The organism is Kribbella sp. NPDC049174 (assembly GCF_043197365.1).
Taxonomy (GTDB): Bacteria; Actinomycetota; Actinomycetes; order Propionibacteriales; family Kribbellaceae; genus Kribbella.
Genome location: NZ_JBICSZ010000002.1, coordinates 896,018 through 920,513, shown reverse-complemented (window position 1 = coordinate 920,513; position 24,496 = coordinate 896,018). Strand labels below are relative to the sequence as shown.

Here is a 24,496-nt window from a genome sequence, read left to right as displayed (position 1 = left end):
AGTACGCCGACGAGCAGCGGACCACCGAGGAACAGGGACTCCTCGCAGACAGCGTCCAACGCGTAGGCCCGTTCCTTCAGGGCCGACCCTTCGGTGAGCAGCCGCCAGTTCGACCGCATCGACGGTCCCAGCGGTGGCGCGAGAAGTCCCGCCACACCAACCGCTACGAGGTTGCTGGTCCACAAGGCGATGACGAGCAGAGCAACAGAACAGCCGACCGCGAGGACCGGGAGCACGCGCCGCTGACTGAACCGGTCGACGAGCCGGGCCTTGTAGGGCATCGACAGCGATGCCAGGCCGAACAACGCGACCGCCGCACCAGCCGTCGCGAACGAGTCGGTGGACTGCTGAACAGTGAAAAGCAAAGACAACGGGAGCAGACCGTAGGACAGCCGGCCGAGCAGCGCCGGCACGAACGTGCGCAGCGCAGACGGCAACAGCAGCACATCACGGTAGCTCCCGGCACGAACTGTGCCGGACAAGAGAAGGCTCCTAGAGACTCACGACGCCCACACAGGACGCCGCGCAGACGGGAATGGGCTCGGACTGCGCGAAACGCAGGAGCCGTCTCTAGTCACAGGAGCAGAACATGCCCCAGAGGATACGCGATCGACAGCCCAGGGAGTCGTAGGGTCGTCGGTTGGAGTGCGGGCTGTGGGACCGCGCCGGAGTGTGGAGGTACGGCGAGATGTTGGTGGGTTCTGGGGTCACCAGGCGGAAGTTTCTCGCGGTCGGTGGTGGACTGGCGGCGATGGCGGTCGCCGGGTGTGGGTCGAACACCGGACGGGACACCGGCTCCGGCGGGTCGAGTGGAGACAAGCCGGCGTTGTCGCAGTGGTATCACCAGTACGGCGAGGCCGGAACGCAGCAGGCGGTCGAGCGGTACGCGAAGGAGTACGCGGACGCGACCGTGACCGTGCAGTGGTCGCCCGGCGACTACGACAAGAAGACCGCGGCGACACTGCTGACCGACAACGGGCCGGACGTCTTCGAGTACGTCAACGGTCCCACCATCGACATGATCAAGGGCGGCCAGGTGGTCGACCTGACCGACCTGCTCGACGACGCCACCAAGGCCGACTTCACGCCGTCGCTGATCAAGCGGGTGACGTACCAGGACAAGCTGTACGCGATCCCGCAGGTCACCGACATGCAACTGCTCGTCTACCGCAAGAGCCTGCTCAGCGCGGCCGGCGTCCAGCCGCCGCAGACCGTCGACGAGCTGCTCGCGGCCGCGAAGAAGCTGACCACAGACAAGGTGAAGGGCCTGTTCGTCGGCAACGACGGCGGTGTCGGCATCCTCGGCGGCCCCGCGCTCTGGTCGGCCGGGCTGGACTACCTGACCGAGGACAACCAGTTCGGCTTCGACGACCCGGCGGCGGTGGAGTCGCTGCGCAAACTGCGCGAGCTGTTCACCTCGAAGAGTCTGTTGCTCGGGGCACCGACCGACTGGTCCGACCCGTCCGCGTTCACCCAGGGTCTGACCGCGATGCAGTTCACCGGCCTGTGGACCCTCCCGGCGATCGAGAAGACGTACGCAGCCGACTTCGGCGTACTCCCCTGGCCCAAGCTGAACGCCACCACCGGCGCCCCGAGCGTCCCGGTCGGCGCCTACGGGTCGCTCGTGAACGCGAAGTCGAAGAACGTCGACGCGGCGAAGAAGTTCGTCAAGTGGCTGTGGGTCGACCAGACCGACAAGCAGCTCGACTGGGCGCAGTCGTACGGTTTCCACATCCCGGCCCGCAAGACCCTGGCGGCGAAGGCGGACAAGCTGAAGTCCGGTCCGGCCGCCGACGCGGCGAAGTTCGTCAACGAGAACGGGCACGCGCAGACGCCGCTCCTGTGGTCGCCGAAGTCCAGTACGGCGTACTCCGACGCCCTCAACCGAATCATCCGCAGCGGCAGCGACCCAGCGACCGAGATCAAGTCAGTCAAGTCCGTGGTGCAGGCCGAGCTGAAACGCATCGCCGGATGATTGCCGTGCAGCCATTGACCGACGACGACCGGGAGCTGATCGAGCTGGCCCGGCGTACCGTCGACGAGAACACGGACGGACCGGACGGCGTCTACACGATGGCCGCGGTGCGGGGCGTGGACGGACGGATGTACGCCGGGATCAACCTCTACCACTTCACCGGCGGACCGTGCGCGGAGCTCGTCGCCCTCGGCCGCGCCCGGGCCGAAGGCGCCCGCGAGCTGACCACGATCGTGGCCGTGGGCAATGAAGGACGCGGTGTCGTCGGCCCGTGCGGCCGACTCAGCGTGCGTGCGGAATGATGTCTTTCCCGTACGCCTGGAGGGTCTCTTCCTTGGCGTCGTGCTGCAGGTAGACGGCGAACTGGTCGACGCCGAGCGCCTTCAGCTCCGCCAGCCGGGACAGGTGGTTCTCGACCGGGCCGAGGATGCAGAACCGGTCCACCACCTCGTCCGGGACGAAGTCGGTGTGGGTGTTGCCGGCGCGACCGTGCTCGGCGTAGTCGTAGCCCTTGCGGCCCTCGATGTAGTCGGTCAGCGCTTTCGGCACGGCCCCAGAGGCGCCGTACCGGGCGACGATATCGGCCACGTGGTTGCCGACCATGCCACCGAACCATCGGGTCTGCTCGCGCTGGTGGTCCAGATCGTCCCCGACGTACGCCGGTGCCGCGACACAGAACTTGATCGCCGCCGGATCACGGCCGGCCTCCTCGGCGGAACGTCGTACCGCCCCGATCATCCACTCGGCGATATCCGGGTCGGCGAGCTGCAGGATGTACCCGTCGCCGACCTGACCGGTCGCGGCCAGTGCCTTCGGGCCGTACGCCGCAACCCAGACGTCCAGCGCGCCGTTCTCGACCCAGGCGAACTTGAGCTGCTGGCCGCGGTACTCGACCGTCTCGCCGCGGGCCAGCGACCGGACCACGTCGACGCACTGCTTCATCTCATCGATGGTCCCCGGCTTGGCGCCGAGCGTGCGCAGCGCTGAGTCACCGCGGCCGATCCCGCAGATCGTCCGGTTCCCGAACATCTCGTTCAGGGTGGCGAACTGGGACGCGATCACGGTCCAGTCCCGGGTCCCCGGGTTCGTCACCATCGGGCCGACGATCACCCGCTCGGTGGTCGCCAGGATCTGGCTGTAGATGACGAACGGCTCCTGCCAGAGCAGGTGCGAGTCGAACGTCCACACGTAGTCGAACCCCGCGACCTCCGCCTTGCCCGCCAGGTCCACGACCGTGGACGCGGGCGGATCGCACTGGAACACCACTCCGAAGTCCACGGCTGTTTCCCCTTTACATCAAGTACGACGACAGGCCGCGCTTCAGGAACGTCCCCCGGCCCTTCCGGCCATGGTAGTTGCCGTCAGCCACGATCACCTCGCCGCGCGAGATCACGGTGCCCACCCGGCCCTTGATCTCGACCCCTTCGTACGCCGAGTAGTCCATGTTCATGTGATGGGTGTCGACGCTGATCCGGGTGGTCGCGTTCGGGTCGTACACGACCAGGTCGGCATCGGAGCCGGGGGCAACGATCCCCTTCTGCGGATAGAGCCCGAACATCCGGGCCGGCGTGGTCGCGATCGTCTCCACCCAGCGCTCCAGCGACAGCTGGCCGTCCACCACACCTTGGTAGATCAGGTCGACCCGGTGCTCGACGCCACCGATCCCGTTCGGGATCTTGGAGAAGTCGCCGACGCCGAGCTCCTTCTGGTCCTTCATGCAGAACGGGCAGTGGTCGGTCGACACGATCGCCAGATCGTTGCTCCGCAAACCCTTCCACAGGTCCTTCGCGTGCGACTCGTGCTTGCTCCGCAGCGGCGTCGAGCAGACCCATTTCGCGCCCTCGAAGCCGGGTGCGCCGAGCTGGTCCTCGAGCGTCAGGTACAGGTACTGCGGGCAGGTCTCGGCGAACACGTTCCGGCCGGCGTCACGCGCCTCGGCGACGTGCTCCAGCGCCTGACTGGCAGACAGGTGGACGATGTAGAGCGGGCAGTCCTGCGCGACCTCGGCGAGCGCGATCGCCCGGTTGGTCGCCTCCGCCTCGAGCGCGGCCGGCCGGGTGATGCCGTGGTAAATCGGGTCGGTCTCGCCGCGGGCCAGCGCCTGCTGCACCAGGACGTCGATCGCGATGCCGTTCTCGGCGTGCATCATGATCATCGCGCCGTTCTCCCGCGCGGTCTGCATCGCCCGCAGCACCTGGCCGTCGTCGGAGTAGAAGACGCCCGGATAGGCCATGAACAGCTTGAAACTGGTCACACCCTCGTCCGAGACCAGTTGGTCCATCGCCTTCAGCGAGTCGTTGTCGACACCGCCCAGGATCATGTGGAAGGCATAGTCGATGTGACAGTTGCCGTCGGCCTTCGCATGCCAGGCGGCCAGCCCGTCCTGGACCACCTCGCCGGTGCGCTGGACGGCGAAGTCGATGATGGTCGTCGTACCACCCCAGGCCGCGGCCCGGGTCCCGGTGTCGAACGTGTCACTCGCCGCGGTGCCGCCGAACGGCAGCTCCATGTGCGTGTGGGCGTCGATCCCGCCCGGGATCACATACTTGCCGGCGGCATCGATCACCTCGTCCGGCGTGATCGTCTGGCTGAACGACGGATCCAGCAGTGCGACGATCTTCTCGCCCTGGACCAGGACGTCGGCGACCTGCGTCCCGGTCGGCCCGACGACGGTCCCACCCTTGACCAGCAACGACATCTCTGCCACTCCCCTTTGAGCGGTTCGGTCCCTACGGTTTGGTCAGGTCGCCGTACGCGTCCGGGCGGCGGTCGCGGTAGAACTGCCAGCGGTCCCGGACCGTGTCCAGCAGGCTCAGGTCCAGGTCCCGGACGATCAGTTCCGGATCGTGGTCGTGCCCGACCTCACCGACGAACTTGCCCTCGGGGTCGACGAAGTACGACGTACCGTAGAAGTCGTTGTCACCGAAGTCGGACTCGATCCCGACCCGGTTGATCGCGCCGATGAAGTACTCGTTCGCCACCGCACTCGCGGGCTGCTCCAGCTTCCACAGGTACGCCGAGAGCCCGCGGCTGGTCGCGGACGGGTTGAACACGATCTTCGCCCCGGCCAGCCCGAGGGCGCGCCAGCCCTCCGGGAAGTGCCGGTCGTAGCAGATGTAGACCCCGATCCGGCCGACCGCGGTGTCGAAGATCGGATACCCGAGGTTGCCCGGGCGGAAGTAGAACTTCTCCCAGAACCCCTTCACCTGCGGGATGTGGTTCTTCCGGTACTTGCCCAGGTACTTGCCGTCAGCATCGATCACGGCGGCCGTGTTGTACAGCACGCCCGGCTGCTCCTGCTCGTACACCGGGAGCACCATCACCATCCCGAGCTCCTTGGCCAGCGCGGCGAACCGCTCGGTCGTCGGCCCCGGCACGGATTCGGCGTACTCGTAGTACTCGGTGTCCTGGAGCTGGCAGAAATACGGCCCGTAGAACAACTCCTGGAAGCAGATCACCCGCGCACCGGCCGCGGCGGCCTGCCGCGCATACTCCTCGTGCGCCTTGATCATGGACTCCTTGTCCCCAGTCCACGACGTCTGCACCAACGCAGCCCTGACAACCTCCGCCATCAACCCTCCCACCACTAGCCGAGCACCCATGCTCCATCCGACCCCCCACAAAGGTCAACGGATGCCGAAATCCGGGCGCGAACGGGCAGTCAGATCGTGATGGTGCGGGAGGCGGTGGGGACGACCCGGCCGCCGACGCTGGCATGGGTGGGCGGGTGCCAGGTGGTGTGGAGGTGGGAGCCGGCGCCTTGGATGACCAGGAGGTCGCGGGTTAGTTGAGCGGTCAGCTGGGTGACGGCGGAGCCGGTGGCTTCGTCTTCGGTGATGCCCATGGCGGGGGCGAAGGCTCGGGCCCGGATGGTGCCGGCGGGCTCGTCCTGCCAGGCCCAGAGAAAGGTGTGACCGGCTGAGTACGACGTGGGGTCAGCGGTCAGGACGTCGTACGAGGTGTCGAGTTGGCGCCAGTCCCACGTGCTGCCCCAGGTCGTGTCGGCACGGACGGAGACGAGATCGCCGTCGCGGGTGACGGGGATGTCACCGGCGGGGACGCGCAGCATCGGGGTGTCGACGCCCTGCGACTGGAGCCACCACGCGATGCCGACGGTGGGGTGGCCGGCGAAGGCCATCTCGCCGGTGGCGGTGAAGATCCGGATCGTGCCGGTCGTGGCGTCGTCGACGTACACGGTCTCGCTGTAGCCGAGCTCAGCGGCGACGCGCTGCCGATCGGCGGGCGGGACCAGGGCACCGTCGATGATGGCCAGGGGGTTGCCGAAACGGCCGTCGGGGTCGACGAAGACCCGGACGACGTCGACGTGAACCGCGGTCAAAGTCGGTGAACCGCGGTCAGGTCAGAAGACGACGATCGCGGCGACGACGGCGATCAGCACGACGGCTGCGCCGACGAAGGCGAGGACGCGGCCGTTGAGCTTCGGTTCGGTGGTCGCCTCCGCCTGACCCTCGTTGACGAAGGCACGGAACATCTGGGTGTTCGCGCCCGGGTCCTGCTCGTTCTGGACGTTCTGCGGGACGTTCTGCTCAGCCATGGCCCCAGACCCTACCTGGCGCCGCGACCGGGGCCGCCGACCACCCGTGGAACCTCACGAAGACCTGATGTACCATTTGGTACATGCGCTTCGATCACTCCAGCACGATCCAGGCTCCGCCCGAGCGGGTCTGGCAGGTCTTCAGCGACGTCGAGCGGTGGCCCGAGTGGACGCCGACCATCGACTCGGTCGAGCGGCTCGACGAGGGCCGCATCCACCTCGGCGCCCGGACGCGGATCCGCCAGCCGAAGCTCCCGGTCGCGATCTGGGAGGTGACCGAGCTCAAGGAAGGTGAGTACTTCGAATGGGTCTCGAAGGCTCCCGGGATCAAGACGACCGGCGGTCACCGGGTCGTGAGTACGCCGGAAGGCACGGTCGCGACCGCCACGATCATCCAGGAGGGCCCGCTCGGCTGGCTGTTCGGCAAGCTGTACGCCGGTCTCACCCGGCGCTACATCGCCACGGAAACCGAGAAGCTGAAGCAGGTCAGTGAGTCGTGATTCTTTGCTCGGCGATGCCGTCGAGCATTTCGCGAAGAACGGGATCGGTGACGCGAGCCTGCGCAGTATCGCGATGTCGATCGGGACCAGCCACCGGATGCTGATCTACCACTTCGGCTCCCGCGAGGGATTGCTCGCCGAAGTCGTCCGCACGGTCGAACAGCAGCAGCGCGACCTGCTCGCGACGCTCACCCGGACCGACCGGCCGATCGCCGAGCAGGCCGAAGAGTTCTGGCGGCGCGTCACCGAGGCGACACTGATCTACGGCCCGCTGTTCTTCGAACTCTCGGCCCACGCGATGCAGGATCTGCCGCACACCGAGGCGCTCAAGGCGGACCTGATCAACGTCTGGCTCCCCCCGCTGATCGAGCTCTGTATCCGGGCCGGCATCGATCCCGACGCGGCACCGGCGTACGCCCGGCTCGGTCTGGCCGCCTCCCGCGGCCTGCTGTTCGACCTGCTCCTGACCGGCGACCGCGACGCGGTCGACGAGGCGTCCGCGCTGCTCAACCGGCTGTTCAGTCTCCCGGCTCAGTAGGCGTCTCGACCCAGCCGGCCACGACCGGCAGCCGCGATTCCCGCAGTACGGCGACGAACCCGAACGGCCGATCCAACGTCACCTCGAGCCGGCGGGCCTGCTGGGTCGGCATCGAGGTCCGCATCAAGCCCACCGCCGTCACGGCCGCGGCCTCGAACCCGGTCGCGAAGAACCGCGCCAGCACCTTCTGCTTCGCCTGTCCGACGGCGAGCGGCACCGGGCTGATCGCGCTGAAATGACCGTGCCCACCAGGATCCGTCGTCACTGCGCTCAGCCCGAACAGCTCACGCGACGCCAGCAGATCATGCTCGGTCTCAACGTTGAACGACGGCAGCGACAGCTTCAGATCCGGCCGCGGCGCGGTGGTCTGTCCGATCTTCACCCCCGGCGCGACCTCGAAGCCGGGCTCGCCCTGCTCGATCAACCGGGTCCCGGGTACGCCGTCGGTCGGCTGAGCCGCGACCTCGATCAGCGCCGCCAAGACGTCGGCCTGCGGAATCTGAGGCTGACCGATGCCTAGCAGTACGTCGACATCCGCGTCGCCGGGAACTGTGATCGTGGTCAGCCACGCCGCGCCCGGGTGTTCGTGTCGTCGTACGGCGTCGAGGGAGTCGTCGACCCGCTCCAGCCAGTGCCACGAGCCGCCCGACCAGGGGCCGTCGTGGAAGCGCCGGACCAGTTCCTTGAACGGGGTGACCCAGGTCGTCCGCAACGACAGCGCCGACGCGAGCACCAGCATCAGGTCGGGGGTGACCTCGATCGGCATCTCCCGGATCAGGTCGTTGGTGTGCTCAGCGGCCCAGGCATCGAGCTTCGGCTTGTCGACGGACGCGTCACCGGTCAGCCTGCCGACCAGTGGCGCCGGCATCACGCTGTCGAACGACTCCGCGAGCTTCAGCTGCTCACTGACCCAGACGCCCAGCGCCGCGTTCAGATCGTCCGACCCCTCGATCGCCTGGATCAGCGCGAGCGCCTGTCCGGATCCCTGGTCGGCGGCGACCGCGGCCGCCTCCGCGAGCTCGGCACGCCCGGGTTCGTCGGCGGCCGTCGCGAGGATCGCGAGCAGCGGCCACAGGCCGAGCCCGGACACGACGGTGTTGCCGGCCGGCAGGCTGCGAGCCCAGCGGGCGGTGAGTTCGTTGACTGCGCGCACGACGTCGGCATCCATACGTCCACCCTGCCACATCAGTATTCGCCGGAATGACGCTGATTTTCATTTCACGAGTGCGGTGAGTCCTCGTTCAGACGCACTGCGTTGTGTCAGTATGCCGCCCATGACGGCCAATCCGACCGCCCCACCACCTGTCGACTCTCCGCCGCCGGACGCCGAAAAGAAGGAGTCGGCCGGGTCGTCGATCGCGTTCACGGCGACCCTGATCCTGCTGGTCGGGCTGGCGTTGTTCGGGCGGCGGATCTTCGCCGGGGTGTTCTCCGACGACGGGATCCGGACCTGGGCGACGATGTTCGTCGGCGTCACGGTCCAGGCGATGCCGTTCCTGGTCCTCGGCGTCCTGCTGTCGGCCGCGCTCACAGCGTTCATCCCGGCGTCCTTCTTCGCGAAGGCGTTGCCCAAGCACCCGGCCCTCGCCGTACCGGTCGCGAGCACGTCAGGCGTCATCCTGCCCGGCTGCGAATGTGCGTCGGTGCCCGTGTCGGCCGCGTTGATGAACCGCGGCGTCACGCCGGCCGCCGCACTCGCGTTCCTGCTGTCCGCGCCGGCGATCAACCCGGTCGTCCTCGCGTCCACGGCGGTCGCGTTCCCCGGACAGCCGAAGGTGGTGGTCGCACGCGCGGTGACCTCGCTCGGCGTGTCAATGATTCTCGGGTGGTTGTGGTTGGCCACCGGTAAGGGCGGTTCGTGGCTGCGGATGCCGAAGAACCGGCATGCGGAGGGCACAAGCAAGTTCGACGTGTTCCGGTCCTCGATGCTGCACGACTTCCTGCACGCCGGTGGGTTCCTGGTCATCGGCGCAGCCGCGGCGGCCACGCTGAACGTCGTCGTACCGCGCAGTTGGCTCGACCAAGTGGCCGGCAACCTGCTGCTGTCCGTGCTGATCCTCGGGCTGCTCGCCGTACTGCTCGCGATCTGCTCCGAGGCGGACGCGTTCGTGGCGGCCAGCCTGACCCAGTTCTCGCTGACCGCACGGCTCGCGTTCATGGTGGTCGGACCGATCGTGGACGTGAAGCTGATCGCCCTGCAGACCGGCACCTTCGGCCCGAAGTTCGCCATCCGATTCGCACCGGCCACCTTCGTGGTCGCAATCCTGGCCAGTCTCCTCGTCGGATGGTGGTTGCTGTGAGGCGCAACGTTGCTGGGCTGGTGGTTGTGTTTGTCGGGGCAGCGGTGGTGCAGCTCGCGACGTCGAACACTTATCTGCGGTATGTGAAGCCCGGGATGCGGTGGATGCTGCTGGCGGCTGGGCTGATCCTGATCGCGCTTGCGGTGTTCGACGTACTCGCGGACACGCGCAAGAAGCCGGCCACCGAGCATGCTGACGACGGGCATGGGCATCACGGCCTGCCGCGGGCGGCCTGGTTGTTGCTGGTCCCGATCTTCGCGCTGCTCGTCGTCGACCCGCCCGCCCTCGGCGCGGACGCGGCGCAACGGCAGTCCCCGGTCGCGGCCAAACCGGCCGATCCGAAGAGCAACTCCTGGCTGTCCAACAACTCCCAGGGCGACACCCCGGTGGCGCTGGCCGTCCGGGACTACTCCGTCTGGGCGGTCTGGGAGAAGGAGAGCATGAAGGGTCGCGCGTTCCAGCTGACCGGCTTCGTCACCCCGGCCAAGAACGGCACCTGGTACGTGACCCGCATCGGCCTGACCTGCTGCGTCGCCGACGGTACGGCGTTCATGGTCGAGGCCCGCGGCCAGGCCGCGCCACCGAAGAACCAGTGGGTCACCGTCACCGGCCAATGGGCCGAGCCGACCAAACGCGCCGACGGCGACGTCGCCGCGCTCACCGTGGACACGGTCAAGCCGGTCACCGCCCCCGCGAACCCCTACGAGTAGGTCGCTCGGCGTCCCGGTACGCATCGGCCGCAACCCAGCCGGCCACCACGGGAATCCCGGTCGGGCGATGCACGGCGATGAAGGCGAACGGTTGGTCGAGGTCCACGGACAACGCCCGGCCGGGCTCCGGCACCCTCCCGGAGGCAGACATCCCGATCGCCGTGACAGCGGCGGCCTTGAAGCCTCTCGCCGAGAACTCGGCCATCGCGGTTTGTTGCGCGTCCGTCACGCACAACGGCGCCGGGCTCAGCCCGGGGAAGTGTCCGCGGGTGCAGTCGGTCGCCGTCTTCAGACCGAAGATCTCCCGCTGCGACAGCAGATCGTGGCTGGCCCTGACCTCGAAGTAGGGCAGAGAGAGATGCAGGGACGGTTCGGGCCTGCTCGTCTCGACCACCACCACCGCAGGAGACTCCACACCACGCAGCAGTTCCGCAGCCCCGACTCCCTCACCGGTCACTCGGAGAGCAGCAGCCAGTACGGCGTTCCGCGCACGATCAGGCCGGCCGACGAACAGCCGGACGTCGAACTCACCGACGCCACGAACGGTGACAGCGGTCAGCGGGCCGACCGCTGTGTCGAATCGCCGGATCGTCTCCAGGTCGTGGTCCAACCGCGACAGCCACCGTTTGAGCACGTCGCCGACCGGACGCCCTCCTTCCCCGAACGGGAGTCTCCAGGTGGTCTCGAGCGCGAGAGCGGAGGCCAGTAACAGCAGCAGATCGGAGGTGAGTTCGATCGGCATGCGGTTCAACAGACCGCCGGTCTTCTCGGTCACCCAGGCGTCCAGGGTGGCCTGATCGGTGAGAACGCCGCGAACCTCCGGCGGGACAAGGCGGTCCAGATCCGGCTGGAGCGGGATGTCCGGGCGGGTCCAGAGACCGAGGGCGATCCGGAGTTCCGGGGCCTGCAGCAGGCCGGCGTACGGACCACCGGCCGCCTCGGCGAGCTCGGTGCGGGCGGGTTCGTCGGCGACCTCGGCGAGGATCGCGAGCAGCGGCCAGACACCGAGGCCGGAGACAACAGTGCTTCCCTCGCCGGGGAGACTCTCGACCCAGCGAGCGGTCAGGCGACCGACTTGGTCAGCATCCACTCACCCATCGTCGCCCCTTACGAGTAGTTCACCCACCCGGCGACGACAGGAATCCCGGTCGACCGATGGACGGCGATGAAGCCGAACGGCTGGTCCAGCGACACCTTCAGCGCCTCCCACCCGGCATCGGCGCGGACCCGGCCGCCATCGCCATCGCAGTCACCGCGGCCGCCTCGAACCCGGTAGCGGAGAACCGCGCCATCACCGCCTGCTTGGCCTGACTCACCGCAAGCGGGAACGGACTCAGACCAGGAAAGTGCCCACGACTCCGGTCCGTTGCCGACTGCAACCCGAACACCTCGGCATGCTCGAGCAGATCGTGCTCCGCGTCGACCTCGAAGTACGGCATCGACAACACCACCGTCGGCACCGGCGACATCGAATCGATCACCTCGACCGCGGGCGCCGGCCGCTCACTCGAGAACAACCGCTTCCACCGTGAGGACGAGGCACCGGCCAGCAGTTCGGCACCGGTCACCGCGTCGCCACTCAGCTCGAGAGCAGCAGCCAGTACGGCGCCACGCCCACGACCGGGCTCACCCGCGATCAGTCGTACGTCGAACTCCCCGGTCCCGACGACCGTCACCACAGTCAGCGGACCGGCCGGACCGTCGTACACACGCACGCTCTCGAGGTCGTGGTCAGCCCGGCTGAGCCAACGCCGCTCACCGCGCGGGTACTCGTTGAAGGGCAGCGCCCACTTGGTCTGCAGCGCCAGCGCGGACGCGAGCACCAGCAGCACATCGTCGGTCAGGGTGACCGGCATCCGCTTCAGCAGACCGCCCGTCTGCTCGACCACCCAGGCATCGAGGGCCGCCTGATCCGTCAGCTGTCCACGCACTTCCGGCGGCAACAGTCGGTCCACACCGGGTTGCAGCGGGATGTCCGGCCGGGTCCACAGTCCGAGGGCCATCCGAAGTTCGGGAGTCTGCAGCAGTCCGTCGTACGGCCCTCCTGCTGCTTCGGTGAGCTCGGCGCGGGCCGGGCCGTCGGCCAGCTGCGAGAGGAGGGCAAGGAGCGGCCGGACGCCGAGTCCGGAGACGACAGTGCTGTCCTCGCCGGAGAGCTTCTCGATCCAGCGAGCGGTCAGCCGACTGACTTGGTGAGCGTCCACTCACACGTCCTCGCCCATCACCGTTCCACCACCGTGAAGCGAACTGTTGAACCCAAGGTCCTCTATTTCGGTACGCCGGTCGTCCTGATCAGCTCGCGCAATCCGGACGGCAGCACGAACCTCGGCCCGATGTCGTCCGCCTGGTGGCTCGGGTACACCGCGATGCTCGGGATGAGTGCGAGCTCGCAGACGGTCAAGAACCTCACCGAGCGCCCGGAAGCTGTGCTCAACCTGGTCGATCCGGACATGGTGGCCGCACTCGACCGGATCGCCCTGCTCACCGGCTCGACGGAGATGTCGGACGCCAAGCGCACCCGCGGCTACCGGTACGAGCCGGACAAGTTCGGCGCGGCCGGACTGACCCGCGCCGCGAGCGACCTGGTCGACGTGGATGCGGTGCTGGAGAGCCCGATCAACCTCGAGGGCCGGATCGAGGCGATCCACGAGGTGGGCGGTCCGGAGTCGAACCTGCGGGCACTGGAGATGAAGATCGAGCGGGTACATGTCCGCGAGGACCTGCTGATGAGCAACGACCGCTACATCGATCCGCTGCGGTGGGATCCGCTGATCATGAAGTTCACCGAGTACTTCGCCGGCGGCTCACCGGCGTACGCGTCCTCGCTGGCCCGTGGCTGGCAGATGCCGCCGATGCCGCTACCGGCTCGCTAGCTGGGTGGTGATCCGCTCGTCGGACTCCGTCGTTCGCGGGGTCCGGCGAGGGATCACCGTGCAGGCCATCCCACCGATGATCAGGACCGCGGCGACGGCCTGCTGGACACCGATCGCCTCGCCGCGCAGCAGCCAGGCCGTGCCCATGCCGACCACGGGAACCAGCAGCGAGAACGGTGCCACGATGCTGGCGTCGTACTGACGCAGCAGGTATCCCCAGACGCCGAAGCCGAACAGGGTCGCGACGAACGCCAGGTAAGCGAGGGCGCCGACCCCGGTCAGGTCGATCCCGCGCAGTGCATCCAGGTCCGCCCGCGGCCCTTCGGTGAGGAGCGACAGAAGCAGCAGCGGTACGACGGCCACCGCGCTGACCCAGATCATGAAGCGCAACGTGTCTTGGGGCTTCGCGTGCCGGGTCACGGTGTTCGAGACGCCCCAGCACGCACCGGCAACGATGACCAGGGACAGTGCACCGAGCGGTGCCGACAGGCCCCGATCCAGCATGATGAGCACCATCCCGGCGCACGCGACCAGGATCCCGATCACCTGAGTGCTCCGCGGCCGCTCCCGCAGTACGACGATCGCGAACAGGACCGTGAAGATCACCTGACTCTGCAGCACCAGCGACGACAGGCCGGCCGGGACGCCACGGTCCATCGCGATGAACAGCAGGCCGAACTTGGCCACGCCGAGCGCGAGACCGACCGCGATCACGTACCGCCAGGCGACCCGCGGCCGGCCGAGGATGAAAATCGCCGGGACCGCGGCGAAGAAGAACCGCAACGCGGAGAACAGCAGCGGCGGGAAGTTCTCCAGGCCGACCTCGATGACGACGAAGTTCACGCCCCAGGCGACGACGACGGCGAGTGCGAGCAGCAGGTCCCGAGGCTTCATGCGATCCAGTCTCGGCGGGACTACACTTAAGGACCAGCACCGATTTCTACCGCCTTCGATGTAGGAGTGCTAAATGATCGACCTCGGCCGGCTCCGGGCCCTGCACGCCGTGGCGCTCTACGGGTCGGTGAACCGCGCCGCCGAGGTGCTCGGCTACACCCCGTCGGCGGTGTCGCAGCAGCTGGCCAAGCTGGAGCGCGAGACCCGCACGGTCCTGGTCGAGCGGCGTGGCCGTGGGATCGTGCTGACCGACGCCGCGCAGCAGTTGGCAGCGACGGCTTCCCGGGTCCTGGAGCTGGTCGAGGACGCGGAGCTAACCCTGGAAGAGCAGCGCGGCCAGGCGATCGGGACCCTCGCGATCGCAGCCTTTCCGACCGCTGCCCGCGGGCTGCTGCCTGCGGCGTTGTCACGGCTGCTCGACGAGAATCCGGCGCTCGACGTCCGCGTCACCGAAGTCGATCCGTTCGAGGCGGTTGCCGCGGTCAACCGGGGCGAGATCCATGTCGCGGTGGTGCACGACTGGCACAACACACCGCTCAGCCTGCCCGAGAGACTGTCCCGGGTGAAGCTCGGCTCCGATCCGGCCGACGTCCTCGTCCCGGCTACGCATCGGCTGGCGGGCAAGGAGTTCGTCCGCGCCGAGGACCTGGTCGGCGAACGCTGGATCTGCCAGCCGGCCGGCTCGATCTGCCACGAGTGGCTGATCCGGACCATGCGCCGGGCCGGCGTCGAGCCGGACGTCGCCTACTCGGTTGCCGAGTACCAGACCCAGCTGGCGATGCTTGCCCGGGGCATCGGCATCGGCCTGCTCCCCCGGCTCGGCCGTGGACCGGTCCCGGACGAGGTGGTCGTCGTACCGCTGCAACCGGCGCCGAGCCGTCGCCTGTACGCCGTCTGGCGGACGACCACCTCACGCCGTCCGGCGATCGCCGTGACCCTGTCGACACTCAAGTCGGCCTGGCCGGATCGGGACACGGCATGATCGAGTGTGATCACATCGCGCGACCGGTTGACAGCGTTCCGCAGGGTCGCTAAGTTCCGATGAACTAATAGGAAACCTTCCTAACCATCACAGGCAGTCCCCAACTTCGTCCCCGCCCCGACGCAGTAGGAGGCAGTTCATGATCCGCTCCCTGGCGGCCGGCATTCTGCTGGCCGCAGCCACCCTCGTCCCCACCCAGGCGTCCGCGGCCCCGGTCGCGCCGGATGCCACCGCCGCCGACACCCCGGTCTCGATCAATGGGCAGCTGCACGTCTGCGGCACCAAGCTCTGCAACCAGTACAACCAGCCGATCCAGCTGCGCGGTATGAGCACGCACGGCATCCAGTGGTACTCCCAGTGCGTCAAGACCGCCTCGCTCGACGCGCTCGCCTACGACTGGAACGCCGACATCCTGCGCATCTCGCTGTACGTGCAGGAGGGCGGCTACGAGACCGACCCGCGCCGGTTCACCGACCTGGTCCACAACTACATCGAGGAGGCGACCCGGCGCGGCCTGTACGCGCTGGTCGACTGGCACCAGCTCGACCCGGGCGACCCGAACTACAACCTGTCCCGGGCCAAGACGTTCTTCACCGAGATCGCCGACCGGCACAAGGACAAGAAGAACATCATCTACGACATCGCCAACGAGCCGAACAACGTCAACTGGGCCGGGATCAAGTCGTACGCCGAGCAGATGGTGCCGGTGATCCGGGCCAAGGACCCCGACGGCGTCATCTTCGTCGGCACCCACGGCTGGGCCTCCCTCGGCGTCTCCGACGGCCGCAGCGAATCCGACATCGTCAACAACCCGGTCAACGCGTCGAACCTGATGTACACGTTCCACTTCTACGCGGCGTCGCACCAACAGGAGTACTTCGACGCCCTGTCGCGGGCCGCCGACAAGATCCCGCTGTTCGTCACCGAGTTCGGCACCCAGACCTACACCGGTGACGGCGGCAACGACTTCACCTGGTCGCAGAAGTACCTGGACTTCCTGGCCGGCCAGAAGATCGGCTGGACCAACTGGAACTTCTCCGACGACTTCCGCAGCGGCGCGGTGTTCAAGGCGAACGTCTGCGCGGGCAACAACTTCACCGGTACTTCGGTGCTGAAGCCGGCCGGAGTCTGGGTCCGGGACCGGATCCGTACCGCCGACGACTTCCCGACTGACAGCCCCGCGCCGGAGGCGACCATCAATGTCAGTACGGCGGCTCAGCTGAAGTCGGCACTGACCAGCGTCAAACCCGGTGACACGATCAAGCTTGCCGACGGCACCTACACCGGCAACTTCAAGACCACGGTCTCCGGCACCTCGTCCGCACCGATCACGCTGACCGGTTCGGCGAACGGACGGGAGGTCAGAAGGGCATCATGATCGACCGCGCCTCCCGGGTCACGATCGACGGGGTCACGGTGCACGGACTCGACATGGAGGGTGTGCACTTCCGCAACAGCAGCACCTACGGCGTGATCCGCAACTCGCGCATCTACGACACCGGCAACGACGGCCGCGGGATGGGCGAAGGGGTGTACGTCGGCAGCGCGGACGGGTCGCCGGGAACACCTTCGACGGCCGTGGACTCACCGGCGCGAACTACGACGACAGCTGGATCGATGTCAAAGGCAACAACTACGTTATCGAGAACAACACTGGGAAGAACACCACCAACAACGGGTTCGAGACGCACACCCAGCAGTCCGGCTGGGGTTGCGGGACGGTGTTCCGCGGGAACAAGTCCGACCTGAACGGCGCCACCGGGAGTGGCCGGTACGCGTTCGACATCACCAACTACAACGCGTCCAGCTGCAAGGTCACCATCGACCGCAGCAACACCGTCACCGGCGGCCGCGCCCTGACCAACCCGGGGATCCCGGTCAGCTGACCGGGCTTCGACCGAGCAGGCTTCAGCTGACCGCCCTCAGCTGTCGACCCCGACGAGGGCACGGAGCTTCGCCTCCGTGTCCTCGTCGGCGGCTGTGTAGACGTTGGCGCGGAGGTGGCCGAGCTGGGAGAGCCACAGGATGGCGGGCTCGACCCGCAGCAGCCCGGCCTTCGGGTGCTCCAGCAGCTTGATCCGGGTGCTCGGCTCGGCCACCTCGTACCGCTCCCAGAGCTCGGCGAACAGCGGTGAGCCGGCCACCAGCCGCTGGGTCAGGTCCTGCCACTCCGGCTCACCCAGGTGATCCGCCAGCGCGGCCCGATACCCAGCAACCATGTGCACCTTCATCGACAGCGAGTCGACGAAACTGCACCGCCACTCCGTCGACACGAAGCTGAGCCACAGCATGTTGCGCTCCTCGACCGGCACCTCCCGCAGATCCAGGACGACCTTGCAGTAGGCGTCGTTGAACGCCAGTACGTCGTAGCGCGCGTTCACCACCACCGCCGGGTACGGCGAGACGGCGTCGAGCATCTTCTGGATCGACTGGGGCAGGGCCGCGCACTCACCACGCGTCGGGCCGAGCTGGACACCGGCCAGCGTGTACAGGTGGTTGCGCTCGAGGCGGTCGAGCCGCAGCGTGTTCGAGACCGCCTCGAGCACCTGCACCGACACGTTGATGTCCCGCCCCTGCTCGAGCCACGTGTACCAGGTGACGCCCACACCGGCGAGCAGCGCGACCTCCTCCCGCCGCAGCCCCGGCGTCCGCCGCCGCCCGCCCGGCGCGAGCCCGACCTCCTCCGGCCGGATCCGCTCACGCCGGCTCCGCAGGAACACCCCGAGCTCTCGCCGCTGTACCTCCTTGCCCACCTCTGGCACGGTGGCGGAAGTGTCGGTGCTGGGTGGGAGGGTGTTCAAGGTGCTCACCCTTCTATGGTGGACCGACCTGGAGGCTGGTTCCAGGTGCTGTGAATACCAGGATAAGCAGACTCTCACTACCAGCATCCGGGCCGGCGCAGGATGGTTCGCATGACAGAGCTCTCCGCCACTCAGGTCGCCGCCCGGCCACGCGCCACCGCGTCGCCACTGGGACCGGTGGCACTCACGACCCTCCTCTTCGGCGCCTTCCTGCCGATGCTCTCCTTCTTCATCATCAACGTCGCCCTGCCCGCGATCGGCTCGGATCTGCACGCCTCCTCCGGCGAGCTCCAACTCGTCGTCGGCAGCTACGGCATCGCCAACGCCACGCTGCTGGTGGTCGGCGGCCGGCTCGGCGACGGTTTCGGCCGCAAGCGCCTGTTCCTGATCGGGCTGACCGGCTTCACCGTGATGTCCCTGATCTGCGCCATCGCCCCGACCATCGGCGTCCTGCTGGCCGCTCGCGTCGTACAGGGTGCGGCCGCGGCCGCCATGACCCCACAGGTGCTGGCATCCATCACCAGCCTGCTGACCGGCGAACACCGCGCGCGAGCGATGGCCATGTTCGGTGTGGCCGGTGGAGCCGCGGCTGCCCTCGGTCAGATCCTCGGCGGTGTACTGGTCGAAGCTGACGTGTTCGGGCTCAGCTGGCGTGCGGTGTTCCTCGTCAACGTCCCGGTGGGCATCCTGGCCGTGGCTGCCGCGATCCGGCTGCTCCCAGAGACCAAAGCGAACCAGGCACATCGCGTGGACCTCGTCGGCGCCGCACTAATCGCGCTGACGCTTGTGCTGCTGCTCCTGCCCCTCACAGAGGGCCGGCCACTCGGCTGGCCGCTCTGGACGTGGCTCTGCCTCGCTGCAACCATCCCGGCCGTTGCGGTGCTCGGCCTACACCAGCACCGCGCAGAGCAGTCCGGACAGGCGCCACTGATCCCGCCGACGGTACTGCGGCTCCGCGCGATGCGGATCGGTTTGCTGCTCGCGGTCGCGTTCTTCACCACGTTCGGCGGCTTCATGTTCGTGTTCGCCCTCGCCACCCAGGGCGAGGCGCGCATGTCCCCACTGGAAGGCGGTCTGAGCCTGCTGCCGATGGCCGTCGGGTTCCTCATCACCTCGATCTACGGGCCACGGCTGCAGCAGCGGTACGGCGCCGGCCTCATCCTGCGCGGCTGGCTCGTCCAGGCGGTCGGGTACGCCGTACTCGCTCTCGTGGCCCTCACCCTGTGGCCGGACGTGAACCCCTGGAAGCTCGCCGTACCCATGCTGATCGCCGGTTTCGGCAGCGGCCTGGTCATGGTGCCGCTGATGGGTGTCGTGGTCAGCCAGGTCCCGCCGGCTCAAGCCGGACTGGGCAGCGGCATCCTGCTCACCAGCCAGCAGACCTGTCTCGCACTCGGTGCAGCCACTGTCGGTACGGCGTACCTCGCGCTCGCCGGGACGTCCTGGGGACAGGGCGGGGCACTCGCAGCGGTGGCGCTGGCCATCACCGCCGTCTCACTGCTGATGACGCCGGTCACGCACCAGCTGCGCTCACGCCCGTGAGGCCTGGGGCCGTCACCAGTGCGACGGGCGGGTGACGGCTTCCGGCAGCTTCGTCGCGCGATCACCTTGCGCGGCGTTGACTTGAGACTGCGTCAGGAACAACGCTCCGGTCAGGTCTGCGCCGCGCAGATCGGCGTCGCGGAGATCGGCGCCGATGACGTCGGCCTGGCGAAGATCGGCGCCGCGGAGGTCCGCGCCGATCAGGTAGGCGCCGCGGAGGTTGGCCTTCCGCAGGTCGGCACCGCGGAGGCGGGCCCCGATCAGGTCGGCGCCGCGGCGTTCCTTCTTCTTGCTCTGCTTGCCGCGGACGAGCTGGCTGGTCTTGAGCAGCAACTCGTTGACGGCCGCCCGTTCCGCGATCACGTCGACGGTGGTGAGGTCCGCCGTACGACTGACCTCTTCGACCCGATCGGCCGCCTTGCCGAGCTCGGCTCGGATCGGCTGGGAGGCCTTGTTTTCAAGGGCTTCAGCGAGATACCACAGCAGCTCGTGCAACTGCCGCAGGATCGGCAGCGCCGCGAACATCTGCTGCCCCGGCTGCTCGCGCCAGCTCCGACCGGCCCGCCGCGAGATCTCCTGCCCGGCGCCGAAGCAGTCGTACACCGTGCAGCCCTGGAAGCCCGCCGGCCGCAGCTTGCTGTGGATCGAGCAGCGGAAGCTGTCGTCGAGGTTCGGGCACGGCTCACCCGCGGCCTTGTCGATCGCGAAGTCCGCCGACTTACTGAACGTCAGCGCGACACAGCAGAGACCGAAGCAGCTACCGCAGTCGGCGCGGAGATCAGTGCCCCGCATCGGAGCACTAGTTCTGCTCAGCAACCGTTTGGCCGGTGCGGCGCCAGCGGATGCCGGCCTCGATGAAGTCGTCGATCTCACCGTCGAAGACGCCGGAGGTGTTACCGGACTCGTACTGCGTGCGCAGGTCCTTCACCATCTGGTACGGGTGCAGCACGTACGACCGCATCTGGTCACCCCACGAACCCTGCACGTCACCGCGCAGCGCGTCGATCTGGGCCCGCTCCTCGGCCTTCTTCAGCGCCAGCAACTTGGCCTTCAGGATCACCATCGCGGAGGCCTTGTTCTGCAGCTGGGACTTCTCGTTCTGGCAGGACACCACGGTGCCGGTCGGGATGTGCGTGATCCGGACCGCGGAGTCGGTCGTGTTGACGCTCTGACCACCCGGCCCGGACGACCGGTACACGTCGATCCGCAGCTCTTCCTCGGGTACGTCGATCTCGTCGGTCTGCTCCAGCACCGGGACCACCTCGACCGCGGCGAACGAGGTCTGCCGGCGGCCCTGGTTGTCGAACGGCGAGATCCGGACCAACCGGTGCGTCCCCGACTCCACACTCAACGTCCCGTACGCGTACGGCGCCTTGACCCCGAACGTGGTCGACTTGAGCCCGGCCTCCTCGGCGTACGACGTGTCGTACACCTCGGTGGCGTAACCGTGCCGCTCGGCCCAGCGCAGGTACATCCGCTGCAGCATCTCAGCGAAGTCCGCGGCGTCGACACCACCGGCGCCGGAGCGGATCGTGACGAGAGCCTCACGTTCGTCGTACTCACCGGACAGCAGCGTGCGGACCTCGAGCGACTGGATCGCCTTGGCCAGCGAGCCGATCTCCTTCTCCGTCTCGGCCAGGGCGTCCGCGTCGTTCTCTTCCCGGGCGAGCTCGACCAGGACGCCGAGGTCGTCGATCCGGCTACGCAACGCGGTCACCCGGTCCACATCGGCCTGCAGGCTGGACAGCCGCGACGTCACCTTCTGCGCGTTCGCCTGGTCGTCCCACAGGTCGGGCGCGGCGACCTGCTCGCCGAGGTCGGCGATCTCCGAGCGCAGGGCATCGAGATCGAGCACCTTCTCGATCGAGGTCAGCGTCGCGTCGAGCTGCTTGAGCTCGGCGTCAAAATCCAGTCCAGCCACAACCAAGCAGCGTACCCGCTAGTGGGTGGTTGCCGTTAAACCAATTCCCCGCTCAAACCGTGGCGCAGCACGCCGAACACCTGCCCGACCGCCTGCTCCAACGCTGCCTGCACCTGCTTCAGCTGACCCGCCGTCGCTTCGTCCGGCAACAGCCGGATCAGTTCTTCTTCCAGCACTTTCTGGGCGGCCGCGTACTGCGCGGCGATCAACCGGCTCGTCAGGTGGTCAGGATCCCGCTCCGCGAGCGCCTCGGTCAGCAACGTCTCCATCTCCGCGGCATTCAACCGGCGGCGCGCCAGCAGCGCCGGGCTGCCCTCGATCGTGCGGACGAACTGCTTCCAGGTGGCCAGATGCCCCGCCTCCAGCCGCTCGCGGATCTCGCCCAGGTAGTACGCCTCCAGCAGGTCCACCGGATCCGACCCGTCACTCGCCGCGCGGATCGCCCGCGCCGGGCCCTGCCACCAGCCCTGCTCGTCGAAGAACAGGTCCTCCTTGGTCGGGAAGTGGTTGAACACCGTCTGTACGGCGACATCCGCAGCGCGCGCCACCTCCGCGACCGTCACCGCGTCGAACCCGCGCTCCAGGAACAGCGCGGTCGCCACGTCCGAGATCGCCTGCCGCGTCTGCTGCTTCTTCCGCTCCCGCCGGCCTTCCATTCGACAGAGCGTAGAGCAGGATGCTTTACTTCATCCAATCTTGTAGTCACTACACTTTTGGAGTTAGTCAAATGACGATTCTCGTCACCGGTGCTCGCGGCACCATCGCCCGTGCTGTCATCGCCGCACTCACGGCGTCCGGTCAGCCACTCCGCATCGCGAGCCGCGAGCCATCCGCCGTACCGAATGCTGTTGTGTACGACCCAAGCGACCCGGGACCGGCGCTGCAGGACATCAGTCAGGTCTTCCTGTACGCCGACCCGGCCTCAGCGCCGGCGTTCGTCGCGGCAGCCGAGGCCGCCGGGGTGAAGCAGGTCGTACTGCTCTCCTCGATGGCGTCGCACGCCGACCACCCCGGCGACCCGCACGCCGAGACCGAACGCATCATCGGCAGCGGCGCGTACGCCACGACCGTCCTGCAGCCGGGCACGTTCATGAGCAACGCGAGGTTCTGGGCCTACCAGGTCCGCGCGACCGGTCAGATCCGCCTGCCGTACCTCGACGCCGAGGAAGCACCGATCCACGAGCAGGACATCGCCGACGCCGCGCTCCGCGTCCTCCTCGACGGCCCCGGCAACGGCCACGACGGCCGCGCCTACGCCCTCACCGGCCCCGAATCGATGACGCGCCGCCGCCAGATCCAGCTCATCACCGAAGTCACCGGGGACCCCATCCACGCGATCGACCTCACCCCCGACCAGGCTCGCACCGAACTCGCCGCCACCATGCGCAACCCTGCCCAACTCGAACCCTGCTGTCTTACTGGGCCTCCCGCGTCGGCGTCCCCCACCCGATCGAGCCCACCGTCGAACTCCTCACGCGGCACCCGGCCCGCCCCTTCACCACCTGGCTCGAGGACAACCGCACTGTCTTCGCTTGACACGCGCGGCCTGAACTGACGCACCACCCGCGCGCGGGTGCACCCGGCGTACCTCGGTTGGGGTCAGGGGAGGATCGAGTCGATGTAGCCGCCGTCGACCCGGACGGCGCCGCCGGTGGTGGCGGAGGCGTGCTCGGAGCTGAGGTAGACGACCAGGTTGCCGATCTCGGGCGGCTCGATCAGTCGCTGGATCAACGAGTACGGCCGGTGCTCCTTCATGAACCGGCTCTGCGCCTCGTCCCACGGCAGCTCGTCTCCGACCAACTCGTGCACGAAGTCCTCCACGCCCGGAGTGTGCGTAGGCCCGGCCATCACCGAGTTGATCGTCACGCCCGTGCCCGCGGCCGCCTTCGCGTAGCCGCGCGTCACCGCCAGCAGCGCCGTCTTCGTCATCCCGTAGTGCACCATCTCGACCGGCGTCACCACGGCGGAGTCGCTCGCGATGTTCATCACCCGGCCGAACCCGCGATCCATCATCCCCGGCAGGTACATCCGGATCAGCCGCACCGCGGACAGTACGTTCACCTCGAAGTACCGCCGCCATTCGTCGTCGTCGATCTCGAGCACCGGCTTCGCGCCGAAGATCCCCAGATTGTTGACCAGGATGTCCAACTCACCTACCTGATCCCGCAGCGCCTCCGCCCCCTCCGCGGACGCCAGATCCGCCGCCACCGCGAGCACCTCGGCTCCCGGCGCCGCCGTCCTGACCTCATCCGCAGCTGCCTGGGTCTTCTCGTCGCCGCGCCCGTTCACCACCACGGCGGCACCGGCCCGCGCCAACTCCGTCGCGATCGCCAGCCCGATCCCCTGACTGGACCCCGAAACCAGCGCGCGTCGTCCGCTCAGCTCGATCTCCATCTCCCCACAGTGCCCGACCCGCCGGACGTCAACCGGCGGGCGCGCCGGGGTCAGCGGATGGGGACGATGGCGGCGGCTTCGGCGGCGATGTCGGCGGATCCTTGCCAGCCGGGCGGTTCGAACGGCAGGTCGACGGTCGAGGTCAGCCGCACCGTGACCGTCGTACCCGCGACGTCCGCCGACCAGTCCAGCCCGTCAAACCTGTTGCTAGCGGCAACCTGATCCAGGTACTCCGCCGTCAGCCGGCGCGCCTCGTCCGGATCGATCTCCGCGTTCCCGTCCGCCGCGGGCTGCGCGTAGATCGCGGCTAGGCCGTTCGCCGCCGCCAGTACGGCGCCATCCGCAGTCGCATCGAGGTCTCGCCGTACCAGGAACACCCTCGAGATGTCCGTCACCACAACGATCATCAACAACACGATCGCCATGAACCCGATGATCAGCACGGTCATCTGCCCGCGCTCATCGGCGCGGGCAGTCGCCTGTCGGATCTCGTCGGCGCGCCTCCGGCCCC

27 protein-coding genes are annotated in these 24,496 nt (G+C 68.0%); 12 read left to right on the top strand and 15 right to left on the bottom strand.

Annotation, left to right across the window (positions count from 1 at the left end):
- Positions 1-688: 688 nt before the first annotated feature.
- Positions 689-1,975 (top strand): ABC transporter substrate-binding protein, encoded by a 1,287-nt coding sequence (locus ACGFIF_RS14920; protein WP_393154815.1) that lies wholly within the window; start codon positions 689-691, stop codon positions 1,973-1,975.
- 5 nt (positions 1,976-1,980) lie between these two features.
- Positions 1,981-2,277 carry a hypothetical protein gene (locus ACGFIF_RS14915; RefSeq protein WP_393154814.1) on the top strand — a complete coding sequence of 99 codons (297 nt, stop codon included), beginning with the start codon at positions 1,981-1,983 and terminating at the stop codon, positions 2,275-2,277.
- Here ACGFIF_RS14915 and ACGFIF_RS14910 read toward each other — a convergent pair.
- From ACGFIF_RS14910 to ACGFIF_RS14890, 5 genes are all read right to left on the bottom strand, one after another.
- Positions 2,258-3,253 (bottom strand): TIGR03842 family LLM class F420-dependent oxidoreductase, encoded by a 996-nt coding sequence (locus tag ACGFIF_RS14910; protein WP_393154813.1) that lies wholly within the window; start codon positions 3,251-3,253, stop codon positions 2,258-2,260. The genes ACGFIF_RS14915 and ACGFIF_RS14910 overlap by 20 nt on opposite strands.
- A 13-nt stretch (positions 3,254-3,266) precedes the next feature.
- Positions 3,267-4,673: a dihydropyrimidinase gene (hydA, locus tag ACGFIF_RS14905; RefSeq protein WP_393154812.1), complete on the bottom strand. Its 1,407-nt coding sequence runs from the start codon at positions 4,671-4,673 to the stop codon at positions 3,267-3,269.
- Positions 4,674-4,704: 31 nt separating this feature from the next.
- On the bottom strand, positions 4,705-5,547 hold the full coding sequence (locus ACGFIF_RS14900) for a nitrilase-related carbon-nitrogen hydrolase (protein ID WP_337005540.1): 843 nt from the start codon (positions 5,545-5,547) through the stop codon (positions 4,705-4,707).
- 89 nt (positions 5,548-5,636) lie between these two features.
- Positions 5,637-6,314 (bottom strand): PhzF family phenazine biosynthesis protein, encoded by a 678-nt coding sequence (locus ACGFIF_RS14895; protein ID WP_393154811.1) that lies wholly within the window; start codon positions 6,312-6,314, stop codon positions 5,637-5,639.
- Positions 6,315-6,335: 21 nt separating this feature from the next.
- Complete coding sequence (locus ACGFIF_RS14890; RefSeq protein WP_393154810.1) at positions 6,336-6,530, bottom strand: hypothetical protein; 195 nt, start codon at positions 6,528-6,530, stop codon at positions 6,336-6,338.
- Between the two features lie 83 nt (positions 6,531-6,613).
- Between ACGFIF_RS14890 and ACGFIF_RS14885 the strand changes: the two genes are divergently transcribed.
- Both ACGFIF_RS14885 and ACGFIF_RS14880 read left to right on the top strand, forming a co-directional pair.
- Entirely contained in the window at positions 6,614-7,030 is a 417-nt protein-coding gene (locus ACGFIF_RS14885) for an SRPBCC family protein (protein ID WP_393154809.1), read from the top strand.
- Positions 7,020-7,568 carry a TetR/AcrR family transcriptional regulator gene (locus tag ACGFIF_RS14880; protein WP_393154808.1) on the top strand — a complete coding sequence of 183 codons (549 nt, stop codon included), beginning with the start codon at positions 7,020-7,022 and terminating at the stop codon, positions 7,566-7,568. The genes ACGFIF_RS14885 and ACGFIF_RS14880 overlap by 11 nt, the downstream gene beginning before the upstream one ends.
- Here ACGFIF_RS14880 and ACGFIF_RS14875 read toward each other — a convergent pair.
- Positions 7,549-8,736: a serpin family protein gene (locus ACGFIF_RS14875; protein ID WP_393154807.1), complete on the bottom strand. Its 1,188-nt coding sequence runs from the start codon at positions 8,734-8,736 to the stop codon at positions 7,549-7,551. The genes ACGFIF_RS14880 and ACGFIF_RS14875 overlap by 20 nt on opposite strands.
- A gap of 106 nt (positions 8,737-8,842) precedes the next feature.
- On the opposite strand from ACGFIF_RS14875, the gene ACGFIF_RS14870 reads away from it, so the two are divergent.
- Together ACGFIF_RS14870 and ACGFIF_RS14865 are read left to right on the top strand one after the other, a co-directional pair.
- Positions 8,843-9,868, top strand: a complete 1,026-nt coding sequence (locus ACGFIF_RS14870) for a permease (protein ID WP_393154806.1) — start codon at positions 8,843-8,845, stop codon at positions 9,866-9,868.
- The gene (locus ACGFIF_RS14865; protein ID WP_393154805.1) at positions 9,865-10,578 is read left to right on the top strand and encodes a TIGR03943 family putative permease subunit; all 714 of its coding nucleotides are present in this window, start codon (positions 9,865-9,867) and stop codon (positions 10,576-10,578) included. Before ACGFIF_RS14870 ends, ACGFIF_RS14865 begins: the two co-directional genes overlap by 4 nt.
- Here the strand turns inward: ACGFIF_RS14865 and ACGFIF_RS14860 are convergent.
- Positions 10,550-11,668, bottom strand: a complete 1,119-nt coding sequence (locus ACGFIF_RS14860; protein ID WP_393154804.1) for a serpin family protein — start codon at positions 11,666-11,668, stop codon at positions 10,550-10,552. The genes ACGFIF_RS14865 and ACGFIF_RS14860 overlap by 29 nt on opposite strands.
- A gap of 106 nt (positions 11,669-11,774) precedes the next feature.
- Positions 11,775-12,782, bottom strand: a complete 1,008-nt coding sequence (locus ACGFIF_RS14855; protein ID WP_393154803.1) for a proteinase inhibitor I4 serpin — start codon at positions 12,780-12,782, stop codon at positions 11,775-11,777.
- A 33-nt stretch (positions 12,783-12,815) separates the two neighbouring features.
- On the opposite strand from ACGFIF_RS14855, the gene ACGFIF_RS14850 reads away from it, so the two are divergent.
- Entirely contained in the window at positions 12,816-13,451 is a 636-nt protein-coding gene (locus ACGFIF_RS14850) for a flavin reductase family protein (RefSeq protein ID WP_393154802.1), read from the top strand.
- Here ACGFIF_RS14850 and ACGFIF_RS14845 read toward each other — a convergent pair.
- Positions 13,437-14,345, bottom strand: coding sequence for an EamA family transporter (locus ACGFIF_RS14845; RefSeq protein WP_393154801.1), 909 nt, complete (start codon positions 14,343-14,345; stop codon positions 13,437-13,439). The genes ACGFIF_RS14850 and ACGFIF_RS14845 overlap by 15 nt on opposite strands.
- A 73-nt stretch (positions 14,346-14,418) precedes the next feature.
- On the opposite strand from ACGFIF_RS14845, the gene ACGFIF_RS14840 reads away from it, so the two are divergent.
- The 3 genes from ACGFIF_RS14840 (at position 14,419) to ACGFIF_RS14830 (ending at position 17,213) form a co-directional block, all read left to right on the top strand.
- Positions 14,419-15,327, top strand: coding sequence for a LysR family transcriptional regulator (locus ACGFIF_RS14840; protein ID WP_393154800.1), 909 nt, complete (start codon positions 14,419-14,421; stop codon positions 15,325-15,327).
- A 139-nt stretch (positions 15,328-15,466) separates the two neighbouring features.
- Positions 15,467-16,705 (top strand): cellulase family glycosylhydrolase, encoded by a 1,239-nt coding sequence (locus tag ACGFIF_RS14835; protein ID WP_393154799.1) that lies wholly within the window; start codon positions 15,467-15,469, stop codon positions 16,703-16,705.
- Between the two features lie 343 nt (positions 16,706-17,048).
- Positions 17,049-17,213, top strand: coding sequence for a hypothetical protein (locus ACGFIF_RS14830; RefSeq protein ID WP_393154798.1), 165 nt, complete (start codon positions 17,049-17,051; stop codon positions 17,211-17,213).
- A gap of 36 nt (positions 17,214-17,249) precedes the next feature.
- On the opposite strand, the gene ACGFIF_RS14825 is transcribed toward ACGFIF_RS14830, so the two are convergent.
- A complete protein-coding gene (locus tag ACGFIF_RS14825) occupies positions 17,250-18,137 on the bottom strand; it encodes a helix-turn-helix transcriptional regulator (protein ID WP_393154797.1) in 888 nt (295 codons plus the stop codon).
- Between the two features lie 102 nt (positions 18,138-18,239).
- Here ACGFIF_RS14825 and ACGFIF_RS14820 point away from each other — a divergent pair, with 102 nt between their 5' ends.
- The gene (locus tag ACGFIF_RS14820; protein ID WP_393154796.1) at positions 18,240-19,670 is read left to right on the top strand and encodes an MFS transporter; all 1,431 of its coding nucleotides are present in this window, start codon (positions 18,240-18,242) and stop codon (positions 19,668-19,670) included.
- A gap of 12 nt (positions 19,671-19,682) precedes the next feature.
- Here ACGFIF_RS14820 and ACGFIF_RS14815 read toward each other — a convergent pair whose 3' ends face one another.
- The 3 genes from ACGFIF_RS14815 to ACGFIF_RS14805 are packed head-to-tail and all read right to left on the bottom strand — an operon-like array spanning position 19,683 to position 22,247.
- A complete protein-coding gene (locus ACGFIF_RS14815; protein WP_393154795.1) occupies positions 19,683-20,462 on the bottom strand; it encodes a pentapeptide repeat-containing protein in 780 nt (259 codons plus the stop codon).
- Positions 20,463-20,469: 7 nt separating this feature from the next.
- Entirely contained in the window at positions 20,470-21,591 is a 1,122-nt protein-coding gene (gene prfB, locus ACGFIF_RS14810) for a peptide chain release factor 2 (protein WP_393154794.1), read from the bottom strand.
- Positions 21,592-21,626: 35 nt separating this feature from the next.
- Positions 21,627-22,247, bottom strand: coding sequence for a TetR/AcrR family transcriptional regulator (locus tag ACGFIF_RS14805; RefSeq protein ID WP_393154793.1), 621 nt, complete (start codon positions 22,245-22,247; stop codon positions 21,627-21,629).
- Positions 22,248-22,318: 71 nt separating this feature from the next.
- Here ACGFIF_RS14805 and ACGFIF_RS14800 point away from each other — a divergent pair, with 71 nt between their 5' ends.
- Entirely contained in the window at positions 22,319-23,146 is an 828-nt protein-coding gene (locus tag ACGFIF_RS14800; protein ID WP_393154792.1) for an SDR family oxidoreductase, read from the top strand.
- A gap of 44 nt (positions 23,147-23,190) precedes the next feature.
- Here ACGFIF_RS14800 and ACGFIF_RS14795 read toward each other — a convergent pair whose 3' ends face one another.
- Both ACGFIF_RS14795 and ACGFIF_RS14790 read right to left on the bottom strand, forming a co-directional pair.
- Complete coding sequence (locus tag ACGFIF_RS14795; protein WP_393154791.1) at positions 23,191-23,985, bottom strand: SDR family NAD(P)-dependent oxidoreductase; 795 nt, start codon at positions 23,983-23,985, stop codon at positions 23,191-23,193.
- Between the two features lie 50 nt (positions 23,986-24,035).
- The gene (locus ACGFIF_RS14790) at positions 24,036-24,434 is read right to left on the bottom strand and encodes a pilus assembly protein TadG-related protein (RefSeq protein ID WP_393154790.1); all 399 of its coding nucleotides are present in this window, start codon (positions 24,432-24,434) and stop codon (positions 24,036-24,038) included.
- Positions 24,435-24,496 lie beyond the last annotated feature (62 nt).